Annotated in this window: 2 protein-coding genes; both read left to right on the top strand. The window is 43.5% G+C overall.

All coding sequences use genetic code 11. From position 1 onward, the window contains the following. Window positions 1–248 precede the first annotated feature (248 nt). Window positions 249–11,549 (top strand): non-ribosomal peptide synthetase, encoded by an 11,301-nt coding sequence (locus tag H6G86_RS39820; RefSeq protein ID WP_190932989.1) that lies wholly within the window; start codon window positions 249–251, stop codon window positions 11,547–11,549. Then, the gene (locus tag H6G86_RS38500) at window positions 11,546–25,705 is read left to right on the top strand and encodes a non-ribosomal peptide synthase/polyketide synthase (RefSeq protein ID WP_190932990.1); all 14,160 of its coding nucleotides are present in this window, start codon (window positions 11,546–11,548) and stop codon (window positions 25,703–25,705) included. The genes H6G86_RS39820 and H6G86_RS38500 overlap by 4 nt, the downstream gene beginning before the upstream one ends. Window positions 25,706–25,781 lie beyond the last annotated feature (76 nt).

Below are 25,781 nucleotides of genomic sequence, written 5' to 3' on the forward strand. Positions count from 1 at the left end.
TGAGATAATTCATAAGCTAAATTAAAAAGTACAGTTTGAAATAAACAAACTCCACTTATCGAAAAGTAAACTTTTATTGAAACCTAGTAAAATATATCATTCATTGGAAAAGCAAATTTCTGATACTTGATTACTATCAGAAAGTCTAGTTAATATTAACTTTCTTCTTAGCTAAGACTGTGACAATTTCAGGTAGCTTTAGAGGGAAATATTAATTTATTAAAATTAGCATCGATTAGAGTAAAATCATGAATTTAATAAAGTTTCTAGAAAATCTTTCAGCAAAGAATGTTGAACTTTGGGTTGATGGAGACAAACTGTACTATCGATCGCCTGAACAATCACTCCCCCTTGAGTTATTGCGAAAAATTAAGCAATCTGAACCAGAAATTATCCGAATTTTATCCCAGAGTACCGATCGCTCTGCAACTTATCCCCTATCTCACGGTCAAAAGGCACTCTGGTTTTTATATCAATTAGCACCCAGCAGTACTGCCTACAACGCCACGTATGCAGCAAAATTAGTTACAAATTTAGATATTCCCGCCCTAAAGCAAGCAGCACAATCTCTAGTTGAAAGACATCCAGTTTTGAGGAATACCTTTACAACCATTGACGGCGAACCTGTGCAAACAGTTCACGAAAATCAGCAAGTTAACTTTAGCATCCAAGAAGCTTTCGATCTTGGACAAGATGATGTAAACAACTGGCTCTCAGAAAAGAGCGATCGCCCCTTCGACTTAGAGCAAGGCCCGATATTGCGCTTTGATTTATTAATTAACCATATTAAAACTGATAAATTAGCAACAAAAGAACATATTCTCTTAATCACGCTACATCAGATAGTGGGAGATTTCTGTTCTTTAGAAATCATGATCGGTGAACTGAGAGCTTCGTATAAAGCGATGTCTACGACTGGCTACGCCTACGCCACAGATGTGGCAGCCCAACTATCAGTACAAAACTATCAGTATCAAGATTACGTGAAGTGGTCAGAGCAAATGCTCGCTAGTTCAGCTGGAGAAAGTTTGTGGACTTACTGGCAGCAACAACTATCTGGTGAGTTGCCATTGCTCAATTTGCCAACAGATCGACCAAGACCTGAGAGCCAAACCTATAATGGTGCTTCCCGCTTGTTTACTATTGACGAAGAACTGCGGCAAAAGCTTACAAAATTGGTGAAGAGAGAAGGTGCGTCTCTTTATATGGTTTTATTGACAGCACTAAAAATACTATTACTACGTTATACCAATCAAGAAGATATTTTAATTGGCTCTCCAATGGTGAATCGGGGCCGTTCAGAGTTTGAAAATATTGTGGGTTATTTTACTAATCCTGTAGTCTTGCGAGGAGACCTTTCAGGAAAACCGACTTTTAAAAAGTTGCTGGAGCGATCGCGCTCTTGTGTGTTAAATGCCCAAGACCATCAGGATTACCCCTTTCCTCTGCTGGTGGAGCAACTGCAACCTGTCCGCAACCTGAGTTTTTCGCCACTCTATCAGGTAGCCTTCGTCTGCGATCGCTCCCAACAGATGGATACCGATGGTTTGATTTTGGAATCAATGATTCCAGGGTCTAAAGGAGGCGCCTTTGATTTAACCTTAACCATTCTTGAGGGAACAGACTCACTCAAAGGTACATGGAATTACAACACTGACTTATTTGATGACAGCACAATCGCGCGGATGATGGGGCATTTTGTAACTTTACTCGAAGCCATTGTGGCAAATCCCCAGCAACGAATTGACCAATTACCAATGCTCACACAATCTGAGAAACAGCAGTTATTAGTTGAGTGGAATGATACTCAAGTAGACTACGCCTTCGATAAATGTATTCATCGGTTATTTGAGGAGCAGGTGGAGCGTACACCTGATGCTGTGGCAGTGGTGTTTGAGAATCAACAATTGACGTACCACGAATTGAATTGTCGTGCTAACCAGTTAGCGCATTACTTACGTTCTTTGGGAGTAGGAGCCGAGGTGCTGGTGGGGATATGTGTGGAGCGTTCTTTGGAGATGGTGGTGGGATTAATTGGTATTCTCAAGGCGGGTGGGGCTTACGTACCACTTGACCCAGAATATCCCAAAGACCGTCTGAGCTTCATGCTTGCAGATGCTCAAGTTTCAGTATTACTGACTCAACAGAGGCTCCTCGATCAACTACCTGACTATCAGGGAAAACTGATTTGTTTAGATAAAGTCTGGTCAGAAATTCTGCAAAACAAACAGAATAACCCGATTGAGGTAATAACGCCTACTCATCTAGCGAATGTGATTTACACATCCGGCTCCACAGGCAAACCCAAAGGGGTAATGGTTGAGCATAGTGGATTGTGCAATCTAGCTCAAGCTCAAATTCAGGCTTTCGGCTTGGATTGTGATAGTCGAGTTCTCCAGTTTGCCTCCTTCAGTTTTGATGCTTGCATATCAGAAATCTTGATGGCTTTGGGATCGGGAGCAAGACTTTACTTAGGAACAAAAGACTCGATAATGCCGGGTATGCCTTTAATTGAGCGATTAAAGAATGATGGCATTACCCATGTCACCCTACCACCATCAGCGCTAGCAGTCCTGCCAGTAGAAGAACTGTCAACATTGCAAGTGATCGTTGTCGCCGGAGAAGCCTGTCCTCTGGAACTGATGCGACAATGGTCTACAGGAAGAAACTTCTTTAACGCCTACGGCCCGACAGAAGCGAGTGTTTGTGCAACGATCGCTAAATGCACTCCCAAAGACCAAAAAATTTCCATAGGTCGTCCAATTTCCAATACCCAGATATACATACTTGATCAAAACTTACAACCAGTACCTGTAGGTGTACCAGGAGAACTGCACATTGGTGGTGCAGGGTTAGCGCGAGGCTATTTCAATCGCCCAGAATTAACACAAGAAAAATTCATCCCCAATCCCTTCAAAAATTCAAAATTCAAAATTCAAAATTCAAAATTATATAAAACTGGGGATCTAGCACGTTATCTGCCAGATGGCAGTATCGAATACTTGGGACGTATTGACCATCAGGTGAAAATCCGTGGTTTCCGCATCGAATTGGGAGAAATTGAAGCAGCACTAAGCCAACATCCCCACGTGCAAGCATCATGTGTTATGGCCCGTGAAGATAACAGGGGTGACAAACGCCTAGTAGCCTACATCGTACTGCAACCAGAGCAGATACCCACAGTTCAAGAACTGCGTAGCTTCCTCAAAGAAAAGCTACCAGAATACATGGTACCAAGTGCGATCGTCATATTAGAATCTTTACCCCTAACCCCCAACGGTAAAATAGATCGTCGCGCTCTACCAGAGCCAAGTAGTGAATTAAGAGACAAATATGTAGCTCCGCGCACCCCCATCGAAGAAATCCTGGCACTGATTTGGCAACAAGTCCTGAAAGTAGAACTTGTAGGCAGACATGAAAACTTCTTTGAACTAGGAGGACACTCCCTACTTGCAACGCAATTCATCTCTCGTGTGCGTAGCAGATTGAAAGTAGAAATATCATTGCGTGAGTTATTTGCTGCACCAACAATTGCCGAGTTAGCACCATCAATTCAGCAGTTACAGCAGCAAAATATAGAACTGTCAGCACCACCCATCTTAAGGCGGGTAGAGAATACAGAAATACCACTATCATTTGCTCAACAGCGTTTATGGTTTTTAAACCAGTTAGAGTCGAACAGTGCCTTATACAACATCCCCATTGGTTTGCGTCTGGTAGGAACTCTTAATTTTGCAGCCTTAGAACAAAGTTTAAAAGAACTTATAGATCGCCATGAAGTCTTGCGCACCAATTTTGTTACTGTTGATGGAAAGCCAACACAAATAATTCAAACTCAAACGAATTGGACAGTAACAGTTGTTGACTTGCAGCATTTACCCGCACTTGTACTGAGCGAAGCTGTTGGCGTTGGCGTAGCGTCTCCGTTAGGAGAAGCCTCAGCAGAAGTAACAGAACAAAAAACGGCTGCACAGAAATTACTAGAACAAAAAGCAATTGAGTCTTTTGACTTAGCTCATGATCCATTAATCAGAGCGACATTAATTGTGCTGTCTCCTACAGAGCAGTGGTTATTAGTGTGTATGCACCACGTTGTCTTTGATGGCTGGTCAATAGGTCTGTTTATCCAAGAGTTACAAGCACTGTACAATGCTTATTCTCAAGGTCAACCGTCACCCTTGTTGCCACTACCAATTCAGTATGCAGATTATGCAATTTGGCAAAGACAATGGTTAGTCGGGGAAGTACTACAAAACCATTTGAGTTACTGGGAAAAACAGTTGGCAAATGCACCCACATTCTTGCCACTACCCACAGATAGACCCAGACCTGCTGTGCAGACTTTCAATGGCTCATATCATGTGTTTGCCCTATCTGGTGAACTAACTCAACGATTGTTGCAGCTAAGTCAACAGCAAGGGGTGACTTTGTTTATGACTTTATTAGCGGCTTATAATACCCTGCTTTACCGCTACACGGGACAAGAAGATATTTTAGTGGGGACACCAATTGCCGGCCGCGATCGCACAGAGCTAGAAGGTCTAATTGGCTTTTTTGTCAATACCTTAGTGATGCGGACTGATTTAGTAGGGAACCCCAGTTTTAACGAATTACTTTCGCGCCTGAGAGAAACGGCTTTCGGAGCCTACGCACATCAAGATTTGCCCTTTGAGATGTTGGTGGAAGCATTGCAGCCAGAACGGGATCTCAGCCATACACCACTATTTCAGGTGATGTTCGTTCTTCTGAACGCTCCCATGTCTGAAATAGAGTTGACTGAGTTAAGTGTCAGTGGCTTGCCAATAGCAATCACCACGGCAAAGTTTGATTTAACTTTATCAATGGAAAACACTCCCAATGGACTCTTTGGATGGTGGGAGTACAACACTGACTTGTTTGATAGCAGCACTATCGAACGGATGACTGGTCATTTTCTGACACTGCTTGAGGCAATTGTGGCAAATCCTAGCGAGCGGATTTCCCAATTGCCAATTTTGACCCCATCTGAGCAGCAACAGTTATTAGTGGAGTGGAATGATACTCAAGTAGATTATCCCCAAGATAAATGTATCCATCAGTTATTTGAGGAGCAAGTAGAGCGTACACCCGATGCCGTAGCAGTGGTGTTTGACAATCAACAATTGACATACCACGAGTTGAATTGTCGTGCTAACCAGTTGGCGCACTACTTACGTTCTTTGGGAGTGTCCGCCGACGTACTGGTGGGAATTTGTGTGGAGCGCTCTTTAGAAATGGTGGTTGGGCTGTTGGGTATTCTCAAGGCGGGCGGGGCTTACGTACCACTCGATCCAGAATATCCTCAAGAGCGTTTGCGCTTTATCTTGGAAGATGCTCAAGTTTCAGTGCTGCTTACCCAACAGCATTTAGTTGAAAAATTACCTCAATGTCAGGCGCAGCTTGTAAGCTTGGATACTAACTGGCAGCTTATTTCTCAGTTGCCTCAAGGAAATCCCATCACTAATGTCCAAGCTAGTAACTTAGCTTATGTGATTTATACTTCCGGTTCTACAGGACAGCCCAAAGGTGTGCAAATTTCACATACGGCTGTGAGCAATTTCCTATCTGCCATGCAGCAGCGCCCAGGAATAACAAAACAAGATACACTGCTTGCAATCACTACTATTTCCTTTGATATTGCTGCCTTAGAAATTTTTCTGCCTATAAGTGTAGGTGCATGTCTGGTCATAGCCCGTCGTGACGTGACTCTTGATGGAAGAGAGTTATTTGATTTGCTAGTTAAGTCTAAGGCAACAATTATGCAAGCAACTCCAGCTACTTGGAGATTGCTTTTAGACTCCAACTACCAATTTAGCGATCTAAAAATACTTTGTGGGGGTGAAGCTTTACCTTGGGATCTAGTTAATGAACTGCTTGCCAGAAGCACTTCTTTCTGGAACCTTTATGGGCCAACAGAAACTACTATTTGGTCATCGGTATGTCAACTCGAATCTAGTGAGAGCTTGATTTCTATTGGTCGCCCAATTTCCAATACGCAAATCTACATACTTGACCAAAACTTACAACCAGTACCCGTAGGTGTACCAGGAGAGTTACATATCGGTGGTGCAGGATTAGCAAGAGGCTACTTGAACCGACCAGAGTTAACACAAGAAAAATTCATTCCCAATCCCTTTAAAAGAGGCAGGGGGCAGGGGGCAGGTGAGCCAGCCCGATCTTGTTGTTTCAACAAAGAGGGACTGGCGAATCCGAAGGAGAGCAGGGGGGAAACAAAAGACCAATCCTCTAATTCCGAGCGTCTGTATAAAACTGGGGACTTAGCTCGTTATCTGCCAGATGGAAACATCGAATACCTGGGACGTATCGATAACCAAGTAAAAATCCGGGGATTCCGTATTGAGTTAGGAGAAATCGAAGCAGCACTAAGCCAACATCCTCATGTGCAAGCATCATGTGTTATTGCCCGTGAAGATAACAGGGGTGATAAGCGCCTAGTCGCCTACATTGTACCGCAGCTACAAGTAACACTCATAACTAGTGAACTACGTAGTAACCTCAAGGAAAAGTTACCAGACTACATGGTACCAAGTGCAATAGTCATCCTGGAGTCTTTACCCCTAACCCCCAATGGCAAAATAGACCGTCGCGCTCTACCAGCACCAGAGCCAAGTAGCGAATTATTAGAGAAATATGTCGCCCCACGCAACCCCATTGAAGAAATACTGTCACTGATTTGGCAACAAGTCCTAAAAGTAGACCTTGTAGGCAGACATGACAACTTCTTTGAGTTAGGGGGACACTCACTATTAGCAACGCAACTTATTTCCCGTGTGCGTAGCAGCTTGAAAGTAGAACTGCCATTGCGATCGCTATTTGCTGCACCAACAATTGCTGAACTATCACATAACATTCAGCAGTTGCAGCAACAAGACTTAGAACTTGCCGCACTACCCATATTACCAAGGGCAGAGAATGCAGAAACACCACTGTCTTATGCTCAACAGCGTTTATGGTTTTTAGACCAATTCGAGCCGAACAGTGCCTCATACAACATCCCTTTTGGGTTGCGTTTAGTCGGAACTCTTAATGTTGCTGCCTTAGAAGAAAGCTTAATTGAAATTATTCATCGCCACGAAGCATTACGCACTAACTTCATCACAGTTGATGGACAAGCTACTCAAATCATTCAAACACAACCGAATTGGTCAATTGCAGTTGTTGACTTAAAGCATTTACCCTTAACAGAACAAGAAATCGCTGCACAGAAATTAGTTAAACAACAAGCATTTGAACCTTTTGACTTAGAGTCAGAGGCATTAATCAAAGCAACATTAATAGTGTTGTCCCAGACAGAACAGTGGTTATTAGTGTGTATGCATCACATTGTCAGTGATGGCTGGTCAATAGGTGTGTTTGTCCAGGAGTTACAAGCAATATACAATGCTTATTCTCAAAGTGAACCGTCACCTTTGTTGCCACTACCGATTCAGTACGCAGATTTTGCCTTATGGCAAAGACAATGGTTGCAAGGGGAAGTACTTAACAGTCAATTAAGTTACTGGCAAGAACAATTGGCAAATGCACCCACGTTCTTGCCATTACCCACAGACAGACCTAGACCTCCTGTACAGACTTTCAATGGCGCATATCTTGAGTTTGCCCTGTCTGTTGAGTTAACTAAAAAGTTGATAAAACTGAGTCAACAGCAAGGGGTGACTTTGTTTATGACTTTGTTGGCGGCTTATAATACCCTGCTTTACCGCTATACAGGACAAACAGATATTTTGGTGGGGACACCAATTGCTAACCGCGATCGCACCGAGATTGAAGGGTTAATTGGCTTTTTTGTCAATACTTTAGTGATGCGGACTGATTTATCTGAAAATCCCACCTTTAGCAAATTACTCCCGCGCCTGAGAGAAGTGGCATTATCCGCCTACGCACATCAAGATTTGCCCTTTGAAATGTTGGTGGAAGCATTGCAGCCAGAACGGGATCTCAGCTATACACCACTGTTCCAAGTGATGTTCGTTCTTAATAATGCGCCTATAACTGAAATAGAGTTGACTGGGTTAAGAGTCAGTTCCTTGCCAATAGAAAGTGCGATCGCTAAGTTTGATTTAACTTTATCAATGGAAAGCACTACCACTGGACTAGTGGGAGGGTGGGAATACAACACAGACTTGTTTGATAGCAGCACTATCGAACGGATGACTGGCCATTTTGTGACACTGCTGGAAAGTATTGTTGCTAATCCCCAAGAGCGCATTTCGCAATTACCAATGCTCACAGCATTTGAGCAACAGCAATTATTAATTGAGTGGAATGATACTCAAGTAGATTATCCCCAAGATAAATGTATCCATCAGTTGTTTGAGGAGCAGGTGGAGCGCACACCCGATGCTGTGGCGGTGGTGTTTGAGAATCAACAATTGACGTATCACGAATTGAATTGTCGTGCTAACCAGTTGGCGCATTATTTGCGGTCTTTGGGTGTGGAAGCTGATTTGCTAGTGGGGATATGTGTGGAGCGTTCTTTAGAGATGGTCGTGGGATTACTTGGTATTCTCAAGGCGGGTGGGGCTTATGTACCACTTGACCCTGAGTATCCCCAAGACCGTCTAACTTTCATGCTTGCAGACGCTCAAGTTTCAGTCTTGCTTACCCAACAGCATCTAGTTGAGTCTCTTCCTCAATATCAAGCGCGTGTAGTCCACTTAGATAAAGACTGGTTTGCGATCGCTAAGTCTAGCCAGGAGAATCCCATTGCCCAGGTGCAAGCTAATAACGTAGCTTATCTGATCTATACTTCTGGCTCTACTGGTCAACCGAAGGGGGTAATGCTATCTCACAGTAACCTTTGCAACCACATGTTCTGGATGCAAGCAACATTCCCCTTGACTAAAAAAGACAAAGTACTGCAAAAAACTCCCTTTGGCTTTGATGCCTCAGTTTGGGAATTCTACGCTCCATTGTTAGTAGGTGGACAGTTGTTAATAGCTGAACCTGGAGGTCATACTGACAGTGCTTATCTCTTAAGGTTAATTGCCCAGCAGCAGGTAACTACTGTTCAACTTGTTCCATCTCTACTACAAATGCTTTTAGAACAGGGAGGAATCGAAACTTGTCACTCCCTCAAACACGTGTTTTGTGGCGGTGAAGTCTTACCCGTTACTCTGCAAGAAGGCTTGTTAAGTAAACTAGATGTAAATTTGCACAATCTCTACGGGCCAACAGAGGCTTGTATTGATGCAACTTTCTGGAATTGTCAGCGTGAGATTTATCCACAACTTGTCCCAATTGGTCGTCCAATTGACAACACGCAAATCTACATACTCGACCAAAACTTACAACTAGTACCTGTGGGTGTACCAGGAGAGTTACACATCGGTGGTGCAGGATTAGCAAAAGGCTACCTCAATCGTCCAGAGTTAACGCAAGAAAAATTTATACCCAACCCGTTTGAGGATAGCGCAGCGTTAGCGAGTCCGCGAGCGTCGTTAGGAGGGAGTAGATTATATAAAACTGGGGACTTGGCTCGTTATCTACCAGATGGCAATATCGAATACCTGGGTCGCATCGACAACCAAGTAAAAATCCGGGGTTTCCGCATCGAGTTGGGAGAAATCGAAGCAGCACTAAGCCAACATAGTGATGTGCAAACATCTGTAGTCATCGTCCGCGAAGACATTCCCGGAAATAAACGCATAGTCGCCTACATAGTACCGCAGCCACAGATAACACCCATAGTAAGCGTTCTGCGTAGCTTTCTCAAAGAAAAGCTACCAGACTACATGGTACCAAGTGCGATCGTCACTCTAGAATCCCTACCCCTAACCCCCAACGGCAAAATAGACCGTCGCGCCCTACCACAACCAGAAGCACGCACAGGAATAGAAAGCAACCTAGTAGCACCGCACACCCCGATTGAAGAAAAATTAGCCCAAATTTGGACGCAAGTATTAAGAGTAGAGCAAATAGGCATACACGATAACTTTTTTGAACTAGGAGGAGATTCTATCCTCAGCATTCAAATCATCAGCAGAGCAAAAGTTGCCGGCATAAAACTGACAGTCAAACAACTATTTGCCAATCAAACCATCGCCCAATTAGCCACAGTTGTAGGTACAACAAAAGCACTCTCAATTGAACAAGGATTAGTCAGTGGGACATTACCCCTAACACCAATTCAACACTGGTTTTTCCAGCAGAAATTACCAGAAAATCACCACTTTAATCAATCATTTCTTCTCACAGTACCATCAAACCTCGACCTAGAAATATTAGAGCAAGTATGGCAACAATTATTAAAACATCATGATGCTCTAAGGCTAAGATTCACCCAAACAGATACAATATGGCAGCAGATTCATGCTGCCCCAACAGATAATATTACTATCCCCCGTTTTGACTTATCGACAGTTCCAGAAACTCAGATAGAAACTGTCATTGAAACCACAGCCAATGAATTACAGGCGAGTTTAAATCTTTCAGAAAATCTCGTGCAAGTAGCATTTTTCTGGCTGGGTATTGACAAAAAAGCGCGATTGCTAATAGTAATTCACCACCTAGTAGTAGACGGTGTTTCCTGGCGGATATTGTTAGAAGATTTGCAGACAGCTTACCAGCAACTCAGTCAAGGCAAAACCATTCAGCTACCTGCCAAAACCACATCCTTCAAAGATTGGGCGCGACAACTGACAGAATATGCTCAATCAGAAGTCTTGAAATCAGAACTAGATTATTGGTTGAGTGCATCTTACGATGCAGTTGACTCTATCCCCGTAGACTATGCACAAGGAGTAAACACAACTGCATCGGCTAGGACAATATCAATATCATTAGATGAAGCTGAAACTCTTTCCCTCCTGCAAGATGTTCCGAAAGCTTACAAAACACAAATAAATGATATCTTGCTAACTGCCTTAGTGCTGGTGTTGAGCGAATGGACTAACTCTGAGTCAGTGTTATTCAACTTAGAAGGTCATGGGCGTGAAGAGATTATTGATGGCGTAGACTTATCACGCACCGTTGGTTGGTTTACAACAATTTTCCCAGTGGTTGTGGAACTGGGAATCATAGATGATCTGGGTACTGTTTTAAAATCCGTCAAGGAACAATTACGTGTAATTCCTAATAAAGGTATTGGCTATGGCTTATTGCGTTATCTGAATGTTGATGCAGAAATTAACGCCCAACTGGAAAAAATTCCCCAAGCAGAAATTAGCTTTAATTATTTGGGACAATTTTCTCAAGTTGTGAATACATCTTCTCTAATGCAAATAGCTAATGAGTCTAGCGGAAACAGCGAGAGTTTACAAGGTCATCGCCATTATTTGCTAGACATTAATGCCATTATTATTAACGAACATCTGCAAATAGATTGGACATACAGCAGCAATATCCATCAGCACGCAACAATTGAAAATATTGCCCAAGAATTTGTCGAAACTTTGCAGCAGATCATTGCTCATTGTTTATCACCAGAAAATACAGGTTATACACCTACAGATTTTCCATTAATTCAAATTAACCAACTAGAACTAGATCGGATATTACAAAATTTATGAAGTTAGAACTTAGCAAAACTAATCGCCAAAATATTGAAGATATTTATCCCTTATCTCCCATGCAAGGGGGGATGCTGTTTGAAAGTTTATATACTCCAGACTCAGGTGTATATTTTGAGCAGATAACTTGCATTTTTACGGGAAATCTAGATGTAAAAATCTTCGAGCAAGCTTGGCAGCAAGTGGTAGCTCGGCATCCCGTCTTTCGCACAGCTTTCCTTTGGGAGTCTTTGAGTCAGCCAGTTCAAGTAGTGTATCGACAGGTTCAGGTGACGGTCGAAACTTATGACTGGCGCGAGTTATCTACACAAGAGCAGCAACAGCAATTAGAGACTTTTCTGGATTCTGAGCGACAACAGGGTTTTCAACTATCGCAAGCGCCATTAATGCGCCTACATCTAATCCAGTTGGATGGGAATACTTATCAGTTTGTTTGGTGTCATCATCATTTATTACTTGATGGCTGGTCGTCACCTTTGGTTTTCCAAGACCTGTTGGACTTTTATCAAGCTATTTCTCAGGGTAAAAGTTTATCTAACATCGGAACTGTCAGCTACCGCAACTATATTGCTTGGTTACAGCAACAGGATCGAGATTTAGCTAAAGAATTTTGGCGAGAAAAGCTGCAAGGTTTTACTACACCAACACCTTTGACTGTGGATAAACCATTGTCAATGCGCGAGCAGCATTCGATCTACAGTGAACAACAAATTGACTTAACTGTACCAGCGACAGCAGCAGTAGTGTCTTTTGTCAGACAGCATCAATTGACGATGAGTAATTTGGTGCAGGCGACTTGGGGATTGTTGCTGTCTCGCTACAGCCAAGAAACAGATGTGGTTTTTGGTGCAACAGTGTCTGGTCGTCCGCCTGAACTTGTTGGTGTAGAGTCGATAGTGGGTTTGTTTATCAATACTCTGCCAGTGCGGGTGCAAATCTCCGAGCAGACTGAATTGCTGGGTTTATTGAAGGATTTACAGGCAAAACAGGTTGAGTCTGAGCAGTTTTCCTATAGCTCATTGGTAGAGATTCAGGGGCTGAGTGATGTTCCCAGGGGTACATCTTTGTTTGAGAGTATTGTTGTTTTTGAGAATTATCCTGTTGATACTACTGTTCTACAAGGCAATAGCGATTTTTCCCTCTCGAATTTTAGGTGGATTGAACAAACAAATTATCCTTTGGCAGTTTCAGTTTCTCCTGGTGAGCAATTGTCACTGAGGGTGATGTACGATACTAGTCGGTTTGAAGATGGAACGATTAGCCGAATGCTGGGTCATTTTAGAACAATGCTTGAGGCGATGTCTGACGACAAGCCGCTTTGCGTCTACGCTACTAATCCTCAGCAACGAATTTCCCAGTTGCCAATACTAACAGAATCTGAGCAGCAACAGCTATTCGTTGAATGGAACGATACCCAATCTAACTATCCCCAGGATAAATCTATTGATCAGTTGTTTGAGGAGCAGGTAGAGCTTACACCCGATGCTGTCGCAGTGGTGTACGAGAATCAACATCTCACATACCGCGAATTGAACAGCCGTGCTAACCAGTTGGCGCATTATTTGCAATCTTTGGGTGTGAAAGCTGATGTGCTGGTGGGGATATGTGTGGAGCGTTCCTTAGAAATGGTCGTGGGACTATTGGGGATTCTCAAGGCGGGTGGTGCTTATGTGCCACTTAACCCAGAATATCCTCAAGAGCGATTGACCTTCATGCTTGAAGATACTCAGTTATCAGTCATATTGACTCAAGAAAAACTAGTTAATAAATTAGGCGAACACAAAGCTAGTGTAATTTGCTTAGACTCAAACTGGGATATCATCAATCAACACACACAACAGAACCCAACTACCAGCGTCACAGCTGATAACTTAGCTTATGTAATGTACACCTCCGGTTCTACCGGTCAACCCAAAGGTGTGAGCATTGTCCATCGAAGTGTAGTTCGACTCGTCAAAGAAACCAACTATATCAGCATTTCTGCTGGTGATGTAATTGCCCAAGCCTCAAATCACGCCTTCGATGCTGCTACTTTTGAAATTTGGGGAGCCTTACTGAACGGAGCGCGGTTGGTAGGAGTGAGCAAAGATTTGGCACTTTCGCCCAAAGATTTCGAAGTCTTTATGCGATCGCAAAGTATCAGTGTGTTATTCTTGACAACTGCTTTGTTCAATCAAATTGCTCAAGAAGTCCCCTCTGCTTTCAATTCACTACGGCATCTTCTATTTGGCGGCGAGGCTGTCGATCCTAAATGGGTTAAAGAAGTACTCAACAATGGTGCGCCGCAGCGACTACTCCATGTTTATGGGCCAACAGAGAATACAACATTTAGTTCCTGGTACTTGGTGCAGGATGTGCCAGAAGGCGCAACAACTATTCCCATCGGGCAACCAATTTCTAACACACAAATCTATTTGTTAGATTCCCAACTACAACCAGTGGGTATTGGTGTACCGGGAGAATTATACATTGGTGGAGATGGTCTAGCTAGGGAATACCTTAACCGCACCGAGTTAACACAAGAAAAATTCATCCAAAACCCCTTCGGTGGAAGCAGGGGAGCAGGGGAGCAGGGGAGCAGGGGAGCAGAGGAGCAGTCTTTCCCCTCTGCCTCTTCTGAGCGCCTCTACAAAACTGGGGATAAAGCACGTTATTTAAGCGATGGAAATATTGAATACTTAGGACGCATCGACGACCAAGTAAAAATACGTGGTTTACGGATTGAGTTGGGCGAAATTGAAGCAGTCCTGAGCCAACACAGCGATGTGCAGGTATCTTGTGTCATTGTCCGCGAAGATACCCCTGGAGATAAACGTTTAGTCGCCTACATCGTAACGCATCAGGACTGTCAACCTACGATGGGCGAAATACGTCAATTCCTCAAAGCAAAGCTGCCAGATTACATGATACCTTCGGCAATAGTAATCTTGGAATCTTTCCCCTTGACTCCCAACGGCAAAGTAGACCGCCGCGCTCTGCCAAAACCAGAATTAGACACCGCACTCCTAGAAAAATATGTCGCTCCTCGTACACCTGTTGAGGAAATGCTTGCACTCCTGTGGGCGCAAGTTTTGAAAGTAGAGCAAGTGGGTATTTACGATAATTTCTTTGAACTTGGGGGACACTCACTCCTAGCAACGCAACTGGTTTCACGCATCCGCACTAGCTTCAAAGTAGAACTACCATTACGTGAGTTATTTGCTGCATCAACAATTACGGAATTAATGCCATTGATTCAGCAGTTACAGCAACAAGACTTAGAACTTGTTGCACCACCCATCTTAAGGCGAGCAGAGAATGCAAACTTACCACTGTCTTATGCTCAACAGCGTTTGTGGTTTTTAGACCAGTTCGAGCCGAACAGTGCTTCATACAACATCCCCTTCGGGTTGCGCTTAGTCGGAACTCTTAATGTTGCCGCGCTACAACAAAGCTTAATTGAAATTATTCATCGCCACGAAGCATTACGTACTAACTTTGTTGTTGTTGATGGACAAGCTGCTCAAATCATTCAAACTAAGACGAATTGGACAGTTACAGTTGTTGACTTGCAGCATTTAGCCTTAACAGAACAAGAAATCGCTGCACAGCAATTAGTCCAACAACAAGCACTTCTTCCTTTTGACTTAGAGTCAGAAGCATTAATCAGAGCAACATTACTGGTGCTGTCTCATACAGAACAGTGGTTAGTAGTATGTATGCACCACGTTGTATCTGATGGCTGGTCAATAGGTGTGTTTGTTGAGGAGTTACAAGCACTGTACAATGCTTATTCTCAAGGTCAACCATCACCCTTATTACCACTGCCAATTCAGTACGCAGATTTCGCCTTATGGCAAAGACAATGGTTAGTCGGGGAAGTACTTAACAGCCAATTGAGTTATTGGAAAGAACAATTGGCTAATGCACCCACGTTCTTGCCACTACCCACAGACAGACCCAGACCTGCTGTGCAGACTTTCAATGGTGCATATCTTGAGTTTACTCTGTCTAGTGAACTAACTCAACGGTTGGTGCAGCTGAGTCAAAAGCAAGGGGTGACTTTGTTTATGACTTTGTTAGCGGCATATAATACCCTGCTTTATCGCTACACAGGACAAGAAGATATCCTGGTAGGTTCGCCAATTGCTAACCGCGATCGCACTGAGATAGAAGGGTTAATTGGCTTTTTTGTCAATACCTTAGTCATGCGGACTGAGATATCAGGCGATCGCAGTTTTAACGAATTACTCCCACATATCCGGGAAATGGCATTATCCGCCTACGCTCATCAAGATTTGCCCTTTGAAATGTTGGTGGAAGCATTGCAGCCAGAACGGGACTTGAGCCATACACCACTGTTCCAAGTGATGTTCGTTCTTAATAATGCACCCACATCTGAAATAGAGTTGACTGGGTTAAGTGTCAGTTCATTGCCAATAGAAAGTGCGATCGCCAAGTTTGACCTTACTTTAGGAATGCAAAACACTAACAATGGACTCGTGGGGTGGTGGGAGTACAACACTGACTTATTTGATAGCAGCACTATCGAACGGATGACTGGTCATTTTGTGACTCTACTTGAAGCAATTGTGGCGAATCCCCAAGAGCGGATTTCGCAATTACCAATGCTCACAGCATTTGAGCAACAGCAATTATTAATTGAGTGGAATGATACTCAAGTAGATTATCCCCAAGATAAATGTATCCATCAGTTGTTTGAGGAGCAGGTGGAGCGCACGCCCGATGCTGTGGCGGTGGTGTTTGAAAATCAACAATTGACGTATCACGAGTTAAATTGTCGTGCTAACCAGTTGGCACATTACTTACGTTCTTTGGGTGTGGGAGCCGATGTGCTGGTGGGGATATGTGCCGAGCGTTCTTTGGAGATGGTGGTAGGACTGTTGGGCATTCTCAAGGCGGGTGGGGCTTACTTACCGCTTGACCCTGAGTATCCCCAAGACCGTTTAAGCTTTATGCTTGCAGATGCTCAAGTTTCAGTATTACTGAGTCAGCAGCAATTAGTTGAGAAATTACCAGAACATCAAGCGCGTGTTGTTTGCTTAGATACCGACTGGCAAATCATTCCCCAGTTGAATCAGCAAAATCCAATTGCTGCTGTGCAAGCTAGTAACTTGGCTTATGTAATTTACACTTCGGGTTCCACCGGAAAGCCTAAAGGAGCGATAAATACGCATCTAGGGATTTGCAATCGCCTCCTGTGGATGCAGCAAGCATATCAATTAACAGAAATAGACTGCGTTTTACAGAAAACTCCTTTCAGCTTCGATGTCTCCGTTTGGGAGTTTTTCTGGCCATTATTGACTGGAGCGCGTTTAGTTGTAGCTAAACCAGGTGGACATAAAGATAGTGGTTACTTGGTCAACCTAATACTAGAGCAGCAAGTTACCACACTGCATTTTGTTCCTTCAATGCTCCAGATTTTCATAGAAGAACAAGGTTTAAAAGATTGCAGTAGCTTGAAGCGAGTTATTTGTAGTGGCGAAGCACTGCCAAAAGAACTTCAGGAACGCTTTTTTGCTTGTTTAGGGTGTCAATTGCATAATCTCTACGGGCCTACAGAAGCCGCAATTGATGTCACCTTCTGGGAATGTCAACCAGAGAGCAATTTGAAGACTGTGCCTATTGGTCGCCCAATTTCCAATACCCAGATATACATACTCGATCAAAACTTACAACCGGTACCTGTGGGTGTACCAGGAGAGTTACACATCGGTGGTGCAGGATTAGCGAGAGGCTACCTCAACCGAAGCGAGTTAACACAAGAGAAATTCATCCCCAACCCCTTCAGTGGAAGCAGGGGAGCAGGGGAGCAGAGGAGCAGAGGGGTAAGGGAGCGGAGGAGAAAAATAGCCCAATCTCCAGTCCCCAGCCCCCGCCTCTATAAAACCGGAGATTTGGCTCGTTATCTACCAGATGGCAATATCGAATATCTGGGACGTATCGACAACCAAGTAAAAATCCGTGGATTTCGTATCGAATTGGGAGAAATCGAAGCAGCACTAAGTCAACATAAAGATGTGCAAACATCTGTAGTCATCGTCCGCGAAGACATTCCCGGAAATAAGCACCTAGTCGCCTATATAGTACCGCAGCCACAGATAACACCCACAGTAAGCGTTCTGCGTAGCTTTCTCAAAGAAAAGCTACCAGAATACATGATACCAAGTGCGATCGTCATCTTAGAATCTTTACCCCTAACCTCCAATGGCAAAATAGACCGTCGCGCCCTACCAGCACCAGAGCCAAGTAATAAATTATCAGATAAATATGTAGCCCCAAGCACGCCCCTAGAAGAAATCCTGGCACTGATTTGGCAAGAAGTCCTAAAAATAGAGCTTGTAGGCAGACATGATAACTTTTTTACCTTGGGAGGACACTCTCTATTAGCAACGCAACTCGTCTCTCGTGTGCGTAGCAGCTTGAAATTAGAACTGCCATTGCGTTCGTTATTTGCTGCACCAACAATTGCAGAGTTAGCGCCATTAATTCAGCAATTACAGCAACAAGATATAGAACTTGCTGCATCACCCATTTTAAGGCGGGCAGAGAATACAGAACTACCATTGTCTTATGCTCAACAGCGTTTGTGGTTTTTAGACCAGTTCGAGCCGGACAGTCCTTTCTACAACATCCCAATAGGGTTGCGCTTTGTCGGGAATGTGAATGTTGTCGCTTTGGAACAAAGCTTCAGGGAAATTATTTATCGCCACGAAGTATTACGCACTAATTTTGTTTCCCTTGATGGAAAACCAACTCAAATCATTAAAATAGAACCAAATTGGTCACTGACAGTTGTTGACTTGCAGCATTTAACCTTAACAGAACAAGAAATCGCTGCACAGAAATTAGTCCAACAAGAAGCAATTGAGCCTTTTGACTTAGCTCATGATGCATTAATCAGAGCGACATTAGTGGTGTTGTCTCCTACAGAACAGTGGTTAGTAGTATGTATACACCACGTTGTATCTGATGGCTGGTCAATAGGTGTGTTTGTTGAGGAGTTACAAGCACTGTACAATGCTTATTCTCAAGGTCAACCCTCACCCCTGTTGCCACTGCCAATTCAGTACGCAGATTTCGCCTTATGGCAAAGACAATGGTTAGTCGGGGAAGTACTCAACAGCCAATTGAGTTACTGGAAAGAACAATTGGCAAATGCACCCACATTCTTGTCATTACCCACAGACAGACCCAGACCTGCTGTGCAGACTTTCAATGGTGCATATCTTGAGTTTGCCCTGTCTGTTGAGTTAACTCAACAACTAACCAAACTGAGTCAACAGCAAGGGGTGACTTTGTTTATGACTTTGTTAGCGGCATATAATACCCTGCTTTATCGCTACACAGGACAAGAAGATATATTAGTGGGTTCGCCAATTGCTAACCGCGATCGCACTGAGATTGAAGGGTTAATTGGCTTTTTTGTCAATACCTTAGTCATGCGGACTAACTTGACAGAAAATCCCACCTTTAGCAAATTACTTACCCATGTTCGGGATATGGCAATGGAGGCATACTCTCATCAGTATTTGCCCTTTGAAATGCTGGTGGAAGCATTGCAGCCAGAACGGGATCTCAGCCACACACCACTGTTCCAGGTAATGTTTGTCCTCCAGAATGCGCCCACATCTGGATTAGAAATGAGTAAGCTCAATGTCAGTTCATTGCCAGTAAAACTGACAACTTCCAGGTTTGATTTAACCTTAATCATGCAGAACAGTCCTACTGGGCTGATAGGATTGTGGGAGTACAGCACTGACTTGTTTGATGCTAGTACTATCGAGCGCATGACAAGCCATTTTGTCACCTTGCTTGAAGGCATTGTTGCTAACCCTCAACAGCAAATCTCACAATTGCCCCTGCTGAGTGAAGTTGAGCAACAAAAATTACTTTTTGAGTGGAACGATACTCAAGTTGATTATCCCCTTCATAAGTGCATTCATCATTTGTTTGAGGAGCAGGTGGAACTGACACCCGATGCAGTGGCAGTTGTGTATGAAAATCAACAACTTACTTACAACCAATTAAACTGTTGCGCTAACCAATTAGCTCATCACTTGCGTTCTTTGGGTGTAGGTGCAGATATTCTAGTCGGGTTGTGTGTCGAGCGTTCTTTGGAGATGGTCATTGGACTGTTGGGAATTCTCAAAGCAGGGGGAGCGTATGTACCACTCGATCCAGAGTATCCAACTGAGCGTTTGAGATATATTTTAGAAGATACTCAAGCTAAAGTGTTGCTAACCCAGCGATCGCTTCTTGACCGACTGCCCCCAAATCAAACACAGCTTGTTTGCCTAGATACTGACGCTGAATTAATTTCTCAGTACAGCCAGGATAATTTCATCACTGGCGTACAAGCCAATAACTTGGGTTACATAATTTACACTTCTGGTTCTACAGGTCAACCAAAGGGTATAGCCATGAATCAGCTTGCCCTTTGCAATCTGATTTTGTGGCATCCGGACAATCTGAAAATTGCTCGTGGCGCAAAAACCCTACAATTTGCTTCAATTAACTTTGATGTCTCCTTCCAAGAAATCTTCACTACTTGGTGTTCTGGCGGTACATTGTTCTTAATAACTGAGGAATTACGCCACGATACCTCAAATTTGTTAAGAGTAATCCAAGAAAAAGCAATTCAAAGAATGTTTCTCCCCGTTGTGGGATTACAACAACTAGCAGAATTCGCTGTTGGTAGTGAGTTAGTAAATACTCATTTGCGGGAAATCATTACTGCTGGGGAACAGTTGCAGATTACTCCTGCCATTTCCAAGTGGCTGAGTCAGCTAAGTAACTGTACTCTGCACAATCATTACGGGCCATCCGAGAGCCATGTAGCCACCAGTTTTACTTTGCCTAGTTTAGTAGACACTTGGCCGCCACTACCTCCAATTGGGCGACCCATTTCTAATACTCAAATCTACATCCTAGATAAATATTTACAGCCTGTACCCATTGGTGTACAAGGGGAAGTGTACATTGCTGGTGTGCTTTTAGCCAGAGGCTACTTGAACCGCCCAGAGTTAACACAAGAAAAATTCATCCCCAACCCCTTCGGTGGAAGCAGGGGAGCAGAGGAGCAGTCTTTCTTCCCCTCTGCCCCCCATCCCCTCTGCCCCTCTGCTTCTTCTGAGCGCCTCTACAAAACAGGGGATTTAGCACGTTATTTACCTGATGGGAACATTGAATCTTTAGGACGCATTGACAATCAGGTGAAAATTCGCGGTTTCCGCATCGAGTTGGGCGAAATTGAAGCAGTACTGAACCAACATACTAATGTACAGGCTTCTTGTGCGGTTGTGCGAGAAGATACCCCAGGTGATAAACGCTTAGTCGCTTACATTGTGTCGCAGCCAGAGCAGAGAGTCTCTGTAAGCGCTGTGTGTAGCTTCCTGAAGGAGAAATTACCAGAGTATATGCTGCCAAGTGCAATAGTTATCTTGGAAGCTTTACCAATTACCTCCAACGGAAAATTAGACCGTCGCGCATTGAGAGCACCTGATTTACACAGTCAATTATCAGATCAGTATGTTGCTCCACGTAACCCAATTGAAGAAATTTTGTCACTAATTTGGGCGCAAGTGCTGAAAGTAGATATTGTGGGCATACATGATAACTTCTTTGAACTTGGAGGACATTCGCTACTAGCAACGCAACTGGTTTCCCGCGTCCGTACCAACTTGAAAGTAGAACTACCATTGCGTAGCTTATTTGCTGCACCAACAATCGCTCAATTATCCCAAAACATTCAACAGTTGCAGCAACAAGACTTAGAAATTGTTGCACCACCCATCTTAAAGCGGGCAGAGAATACAGAAATACCACTGTCTTATGCTCAACAGCGTTTGTGGTTTTTAGACAAGTTAAACCCGAACAGTGCCTCATACAACATCCCCTTCGGGTTGCGCTTAGTCGGAACTATTAATGTTGTTGCCTTAGAACAAAGCTTTAGGGAAATTATTCATCGCCACGAAGCATTACGCACCAACTTTGTTGTCATTGATGGAAAGCCTTTACAAATAATTCAAACCCAGACGAATTGGACAATTACTGTTGTTGACTTGCAGCATTTACCCGTAACAGAACAACAAACTACTGCACAGAAATTACTTCAACAACAAGCAATTCAACCTTTTAACTTAGAGTCAGAAGCATTAATCAGAGCCACATTACTGATACTGTCTGCAAAAGAACAGTGGTTATTAGTGTGTATGCACCATGTTGTCAGTGATGGTTGGTCAATGAGTGTGTTTGTCGAGGAGTTACAAGCACTGTACAATGCTTATTCAATCGGTCAACCGTCACCCCTGTTGCCACTGCCAATTCAGTACGCAGATTTTGCAATTTGGCAAAGACAATGGTTGCAAGGAGAGGTACTCAATAGCCAATTGAGTTACTGGAAACAACAATTGGCAAATGCACCTACATTTTTGCCATTACCCACAGATAGACCTAGACCTGCTGTGCAGACTTTCAATGGCGCACATCTGAAGTTTACACTCTCTGCGGAACTAACCCAAAAGTTGGAAAAGCTGAGTCAACAGCAAGGGGTAACTTTGTTTATGACTTTGTTGGCGGCATATAATACTCTGCTTTATCGCTACACAGGCCAAACAGATATTTTAGTGGGGACACCAATTGCTAACCGCGATCGCGCCGAGATAGAAGGGCTAATTGGCTTTTTTGTCAACACTTTAGTAATGCGGACGAACTTGGCAGAAAACCCCAGCTTTAGCGAATTACTCCCGCGCCTGAGAGAAATGGCATTATCCGCCTATGCTCATCAAGATTTGCCCTTTGAAATGTTGGTGGAAGCATTGCAACCAGAACGAGACATGAGCCATACACCACTGTTCCAAGTGATGTTCGTTCTCCAGAATACTCCTGTGTCTCAATTGGAGTTGACCGGGTTAAGTGTCAGTGAGTTGCCAATAGAGACTTCCACGGTAAAGTTCGATCTGAGTTTAGTCATGGAGAACACTGGCACTGGACTAGTGGGGTGGTGGCAGTACAACATTGACTTCTTTTCTTGCAGCACTATCGAACGGATGATGGGTCATTTTGTGACATTGCTAGAAGGTATTGTTGCTAATCCTCAAGAGCGGATTTCGCAATTACCAATGCTCACAGCGTCTGAGCAACAGCAATTATTAGTTGAGTGGAATAATACTCAGGTAGATTATCCCCAAAATAAATGTATCCATCAGTTATTTGAGGAGCAGTCTTTGAGTACACCCGATGCTGTGGCAGTGGTGTTTGGCAATCAACAATTGACGTACCGCCAATTAAATTGTCGTGCTAACCAGTTGGCCCATTATTTGCAGTCCTTGGGTGTAAAACCAGATGTATTAGTGGGGATATTTGTAGAACGCTCCTTAGAAATGGTAGTAGGAATACTAGGAATTCTCAAGGCGGGTGGTGCTTATGTACCACTTGACCCAGAATATCCCCAAGAGCGATTGAGCTTCATGCTCGAAGATACTCAAGTTGGAGTACTGCTGACCCAAAAGCGACTCTTAGATACACTACCTGCAACTCCAGCAAAAGTTGTCTTTTTAGATGATATCTGGTTACACATTAGCCAAAACAATCAGGACAACCCCGTTAGTGAAGTCACAGCGTCTCATCTAGCAAATGTGATTTACACGAGTGGTTCCACAGGTAAACCCAAAGGTGTGATGGTTGAGCATCGGGGATTAGTTAACCTAGCTCAAGCACAGATTCAAACTTTTGGCTTGGATTCTGATAGTCGCATTCTCCAGTTTGCCTCCCTCAATTTTGATGCTTCCATCTGGGAAATCATCATGGCTTGGGAATCTGGGGCAATTCTCTACCTGGGAACAAAAGACTCAATAATGCCGGGTATGCCGTTAATGGAGCGATTACACGACTATGGTATTACTCATGTCACCCTACCACCATCAGCCCTAGCAGTCCTACCAACAGAAGAACTTCCCAAGCTGCAAACAATCGTCGTTGGTGGTGAGGCTTGTCCTGCTGAATTGATAAAACTTTGGTCTGCTGACAGAAACTTCTTTAACGCTTATGGCCCAACAGAAGCCAGTGTCTGTGCCACAGTAGCAAAATGTACTCCGGAGGACGAGAAAATTACCATTGGTCGTCCAATCGCCAATGCAGAAATCTACATTTTAGATTCGCAATTACAACCAGTACCAATTGGTGTACCAGGAGAACTCCACATTGGTGGTGCAGGAGTGGCACGAGGTTATCTCAACCGAAACGAGTTAGCACAACAGAAATTCATCCCCAATCCCTTTAACGATGAACCAGATTCCCGGCTTTACAAAACAGGAGACTTAGCACGTTATCTACCAGACGGCAACATCGAATACCTGGGACGCATCGACAATCAACTAAAAATCCGAGGTTTCCGAATTGAGTTAGGGGAAATTGAGGCAATGCTGAGTCAGCATCCAGGAGTTAGGGAAAATGTGGTAGTGGCGAGAGAAGATATTCCAGGAGAGAAACGCTTAGTAGCTTATTTTGTGCCACAGTTGGAGCAAACACCAACTACCAATGAGTTACGCATTTTCTTGACAGAGAAATTACCACAGTACATGATGCCTTCTGCTTTTGTCAGGTTAGAGTTTTTACCGTTAACTCCCAATGGCAAAGTAGACCGCAAAGCCTTACCCATTCCTGATTTCCAGAATACACAGTTGGCAGTCACTTTTGTGGCTCCACGTACCCCTGTAGAGAAGATATTGGCAGATATTTGGGCTGATGCACTGCATCTAGAGAAAGTGGGTGTTCTGGATAATTTCTTTGATTTAGGAGGCCATTCGCTGACAACGATTCGGGTGATGTCCCAGGTAAATGAGACTTTCCAGATGAAGCTACCGTTGCGCCACTTATTTACTGCACCAACGATCGCTGAACTTGCTCAAACTATTGAATCTACCTCTGGGACAGATTCTACTGTCAGTGCCAATGAAATTACTCCCTTAAACTTACAGGCAGAAGTTGTCCTTGATGAGACAATTAAGCCTGGGAATTTGGTTTATCAACCTGTGAGTCAACCAAAGGCGATTCTGCTCACAGGAGCAACAGGCTTTGTCGGTGCTTTCTTGCTGGCGGAATTATTACAACAAACTCAAGCAGATATCTACTGTCTAGTGCGTAGTGCTAATTTGACAGTAGGGAAACAACGGCTCCAAGAAACCCTGAAAGCTTATTTACTTTGGGAGGAATCTTTCAACGAGCGGATTATTCCCGTATTAGGAGATTTATCTCAACCGCTTCTTGGTCTCGGTGATGAGCAGTTTCACCTCATGGCGGGGCAAATTGACTCAATTTACCATAATGGGGCTTTGGTGAATAATATTTATCCATACGCTTTATTCAAAGCCGCAAATGTGCTTGGCACTGAGGAAGTCTTGCGATTAGCTAGTCAAATCAAAATCAAGCCTGTACATTTCATTTCTACTCTTAGCGTTTTCGCCTCAGATGAGTATTTCAAATTAGAGGTTGTTCTAGAAAATGATCCTCTAGAACACTCTCAAGGACTTGTTGGAGGCTATCCCCAAAGTAAATGGGTGGCAGAAAAGATTGTCATGATGGCACGCGATCGCGGTTTGCCTTGCAGTATCTACAGGCTTGGTAGAATAACATGGCACAGTCAAACCGGCGTTTGGAATTCAAATGACATATTTTATAGATTCATCAAAAGCTGCATTCAATTAAAAAGTGCGCCAGAGATGAACAGCATGGAAAAAATTACACCTGTAGACTATCTCGTTAAAGCTTTAATCAACCTGTCGCAGCAGCCAGAATCTTTGGGCAAAGCTTTTCATCTAATTAGTTCTCATTCTGCTCCTTGGGGTCAATTTGTTAACTACATCCGCTCTTTGGGCTACCCTCTGCAAGAGCTTTCTGATGAGGATTGGCAAGCTGAACTAGTTCGCAGTAACCAAATTTCTACTGATAACGCTTTGTATTCATTTGTATCGCTGGTTGGAGAAAATACATCTTCAGAGTCAACACCAAATGAAACACCTAGCTTAAAATTTGATTGCCAAAATACCCTCAATGGACTTGCAGATACCACCATTCGCTGGCCGGAAGTAGACGATAAATTACTCCAAGCTTTCTTTACCAACTTTAGCAATTCGACTTTGGACAAAAAAAAGTAATTGAGGTTTTTTGCATAAATGTGGCTTTGAACAGAAGCCTGGTAGAGTCGATAGCGTTATTGGGATAAGGTTTGAG

Source organism: Nostoc sp. FACHB-133 (genome assembly GCF_014698055.1).
In the GTDB taxonomy this organism is placed as follows: Bacteria; Cyanobacteriota; Cyanobacteriia; order Cyanobacteriales; family Nostocaceae; genus Nostoc.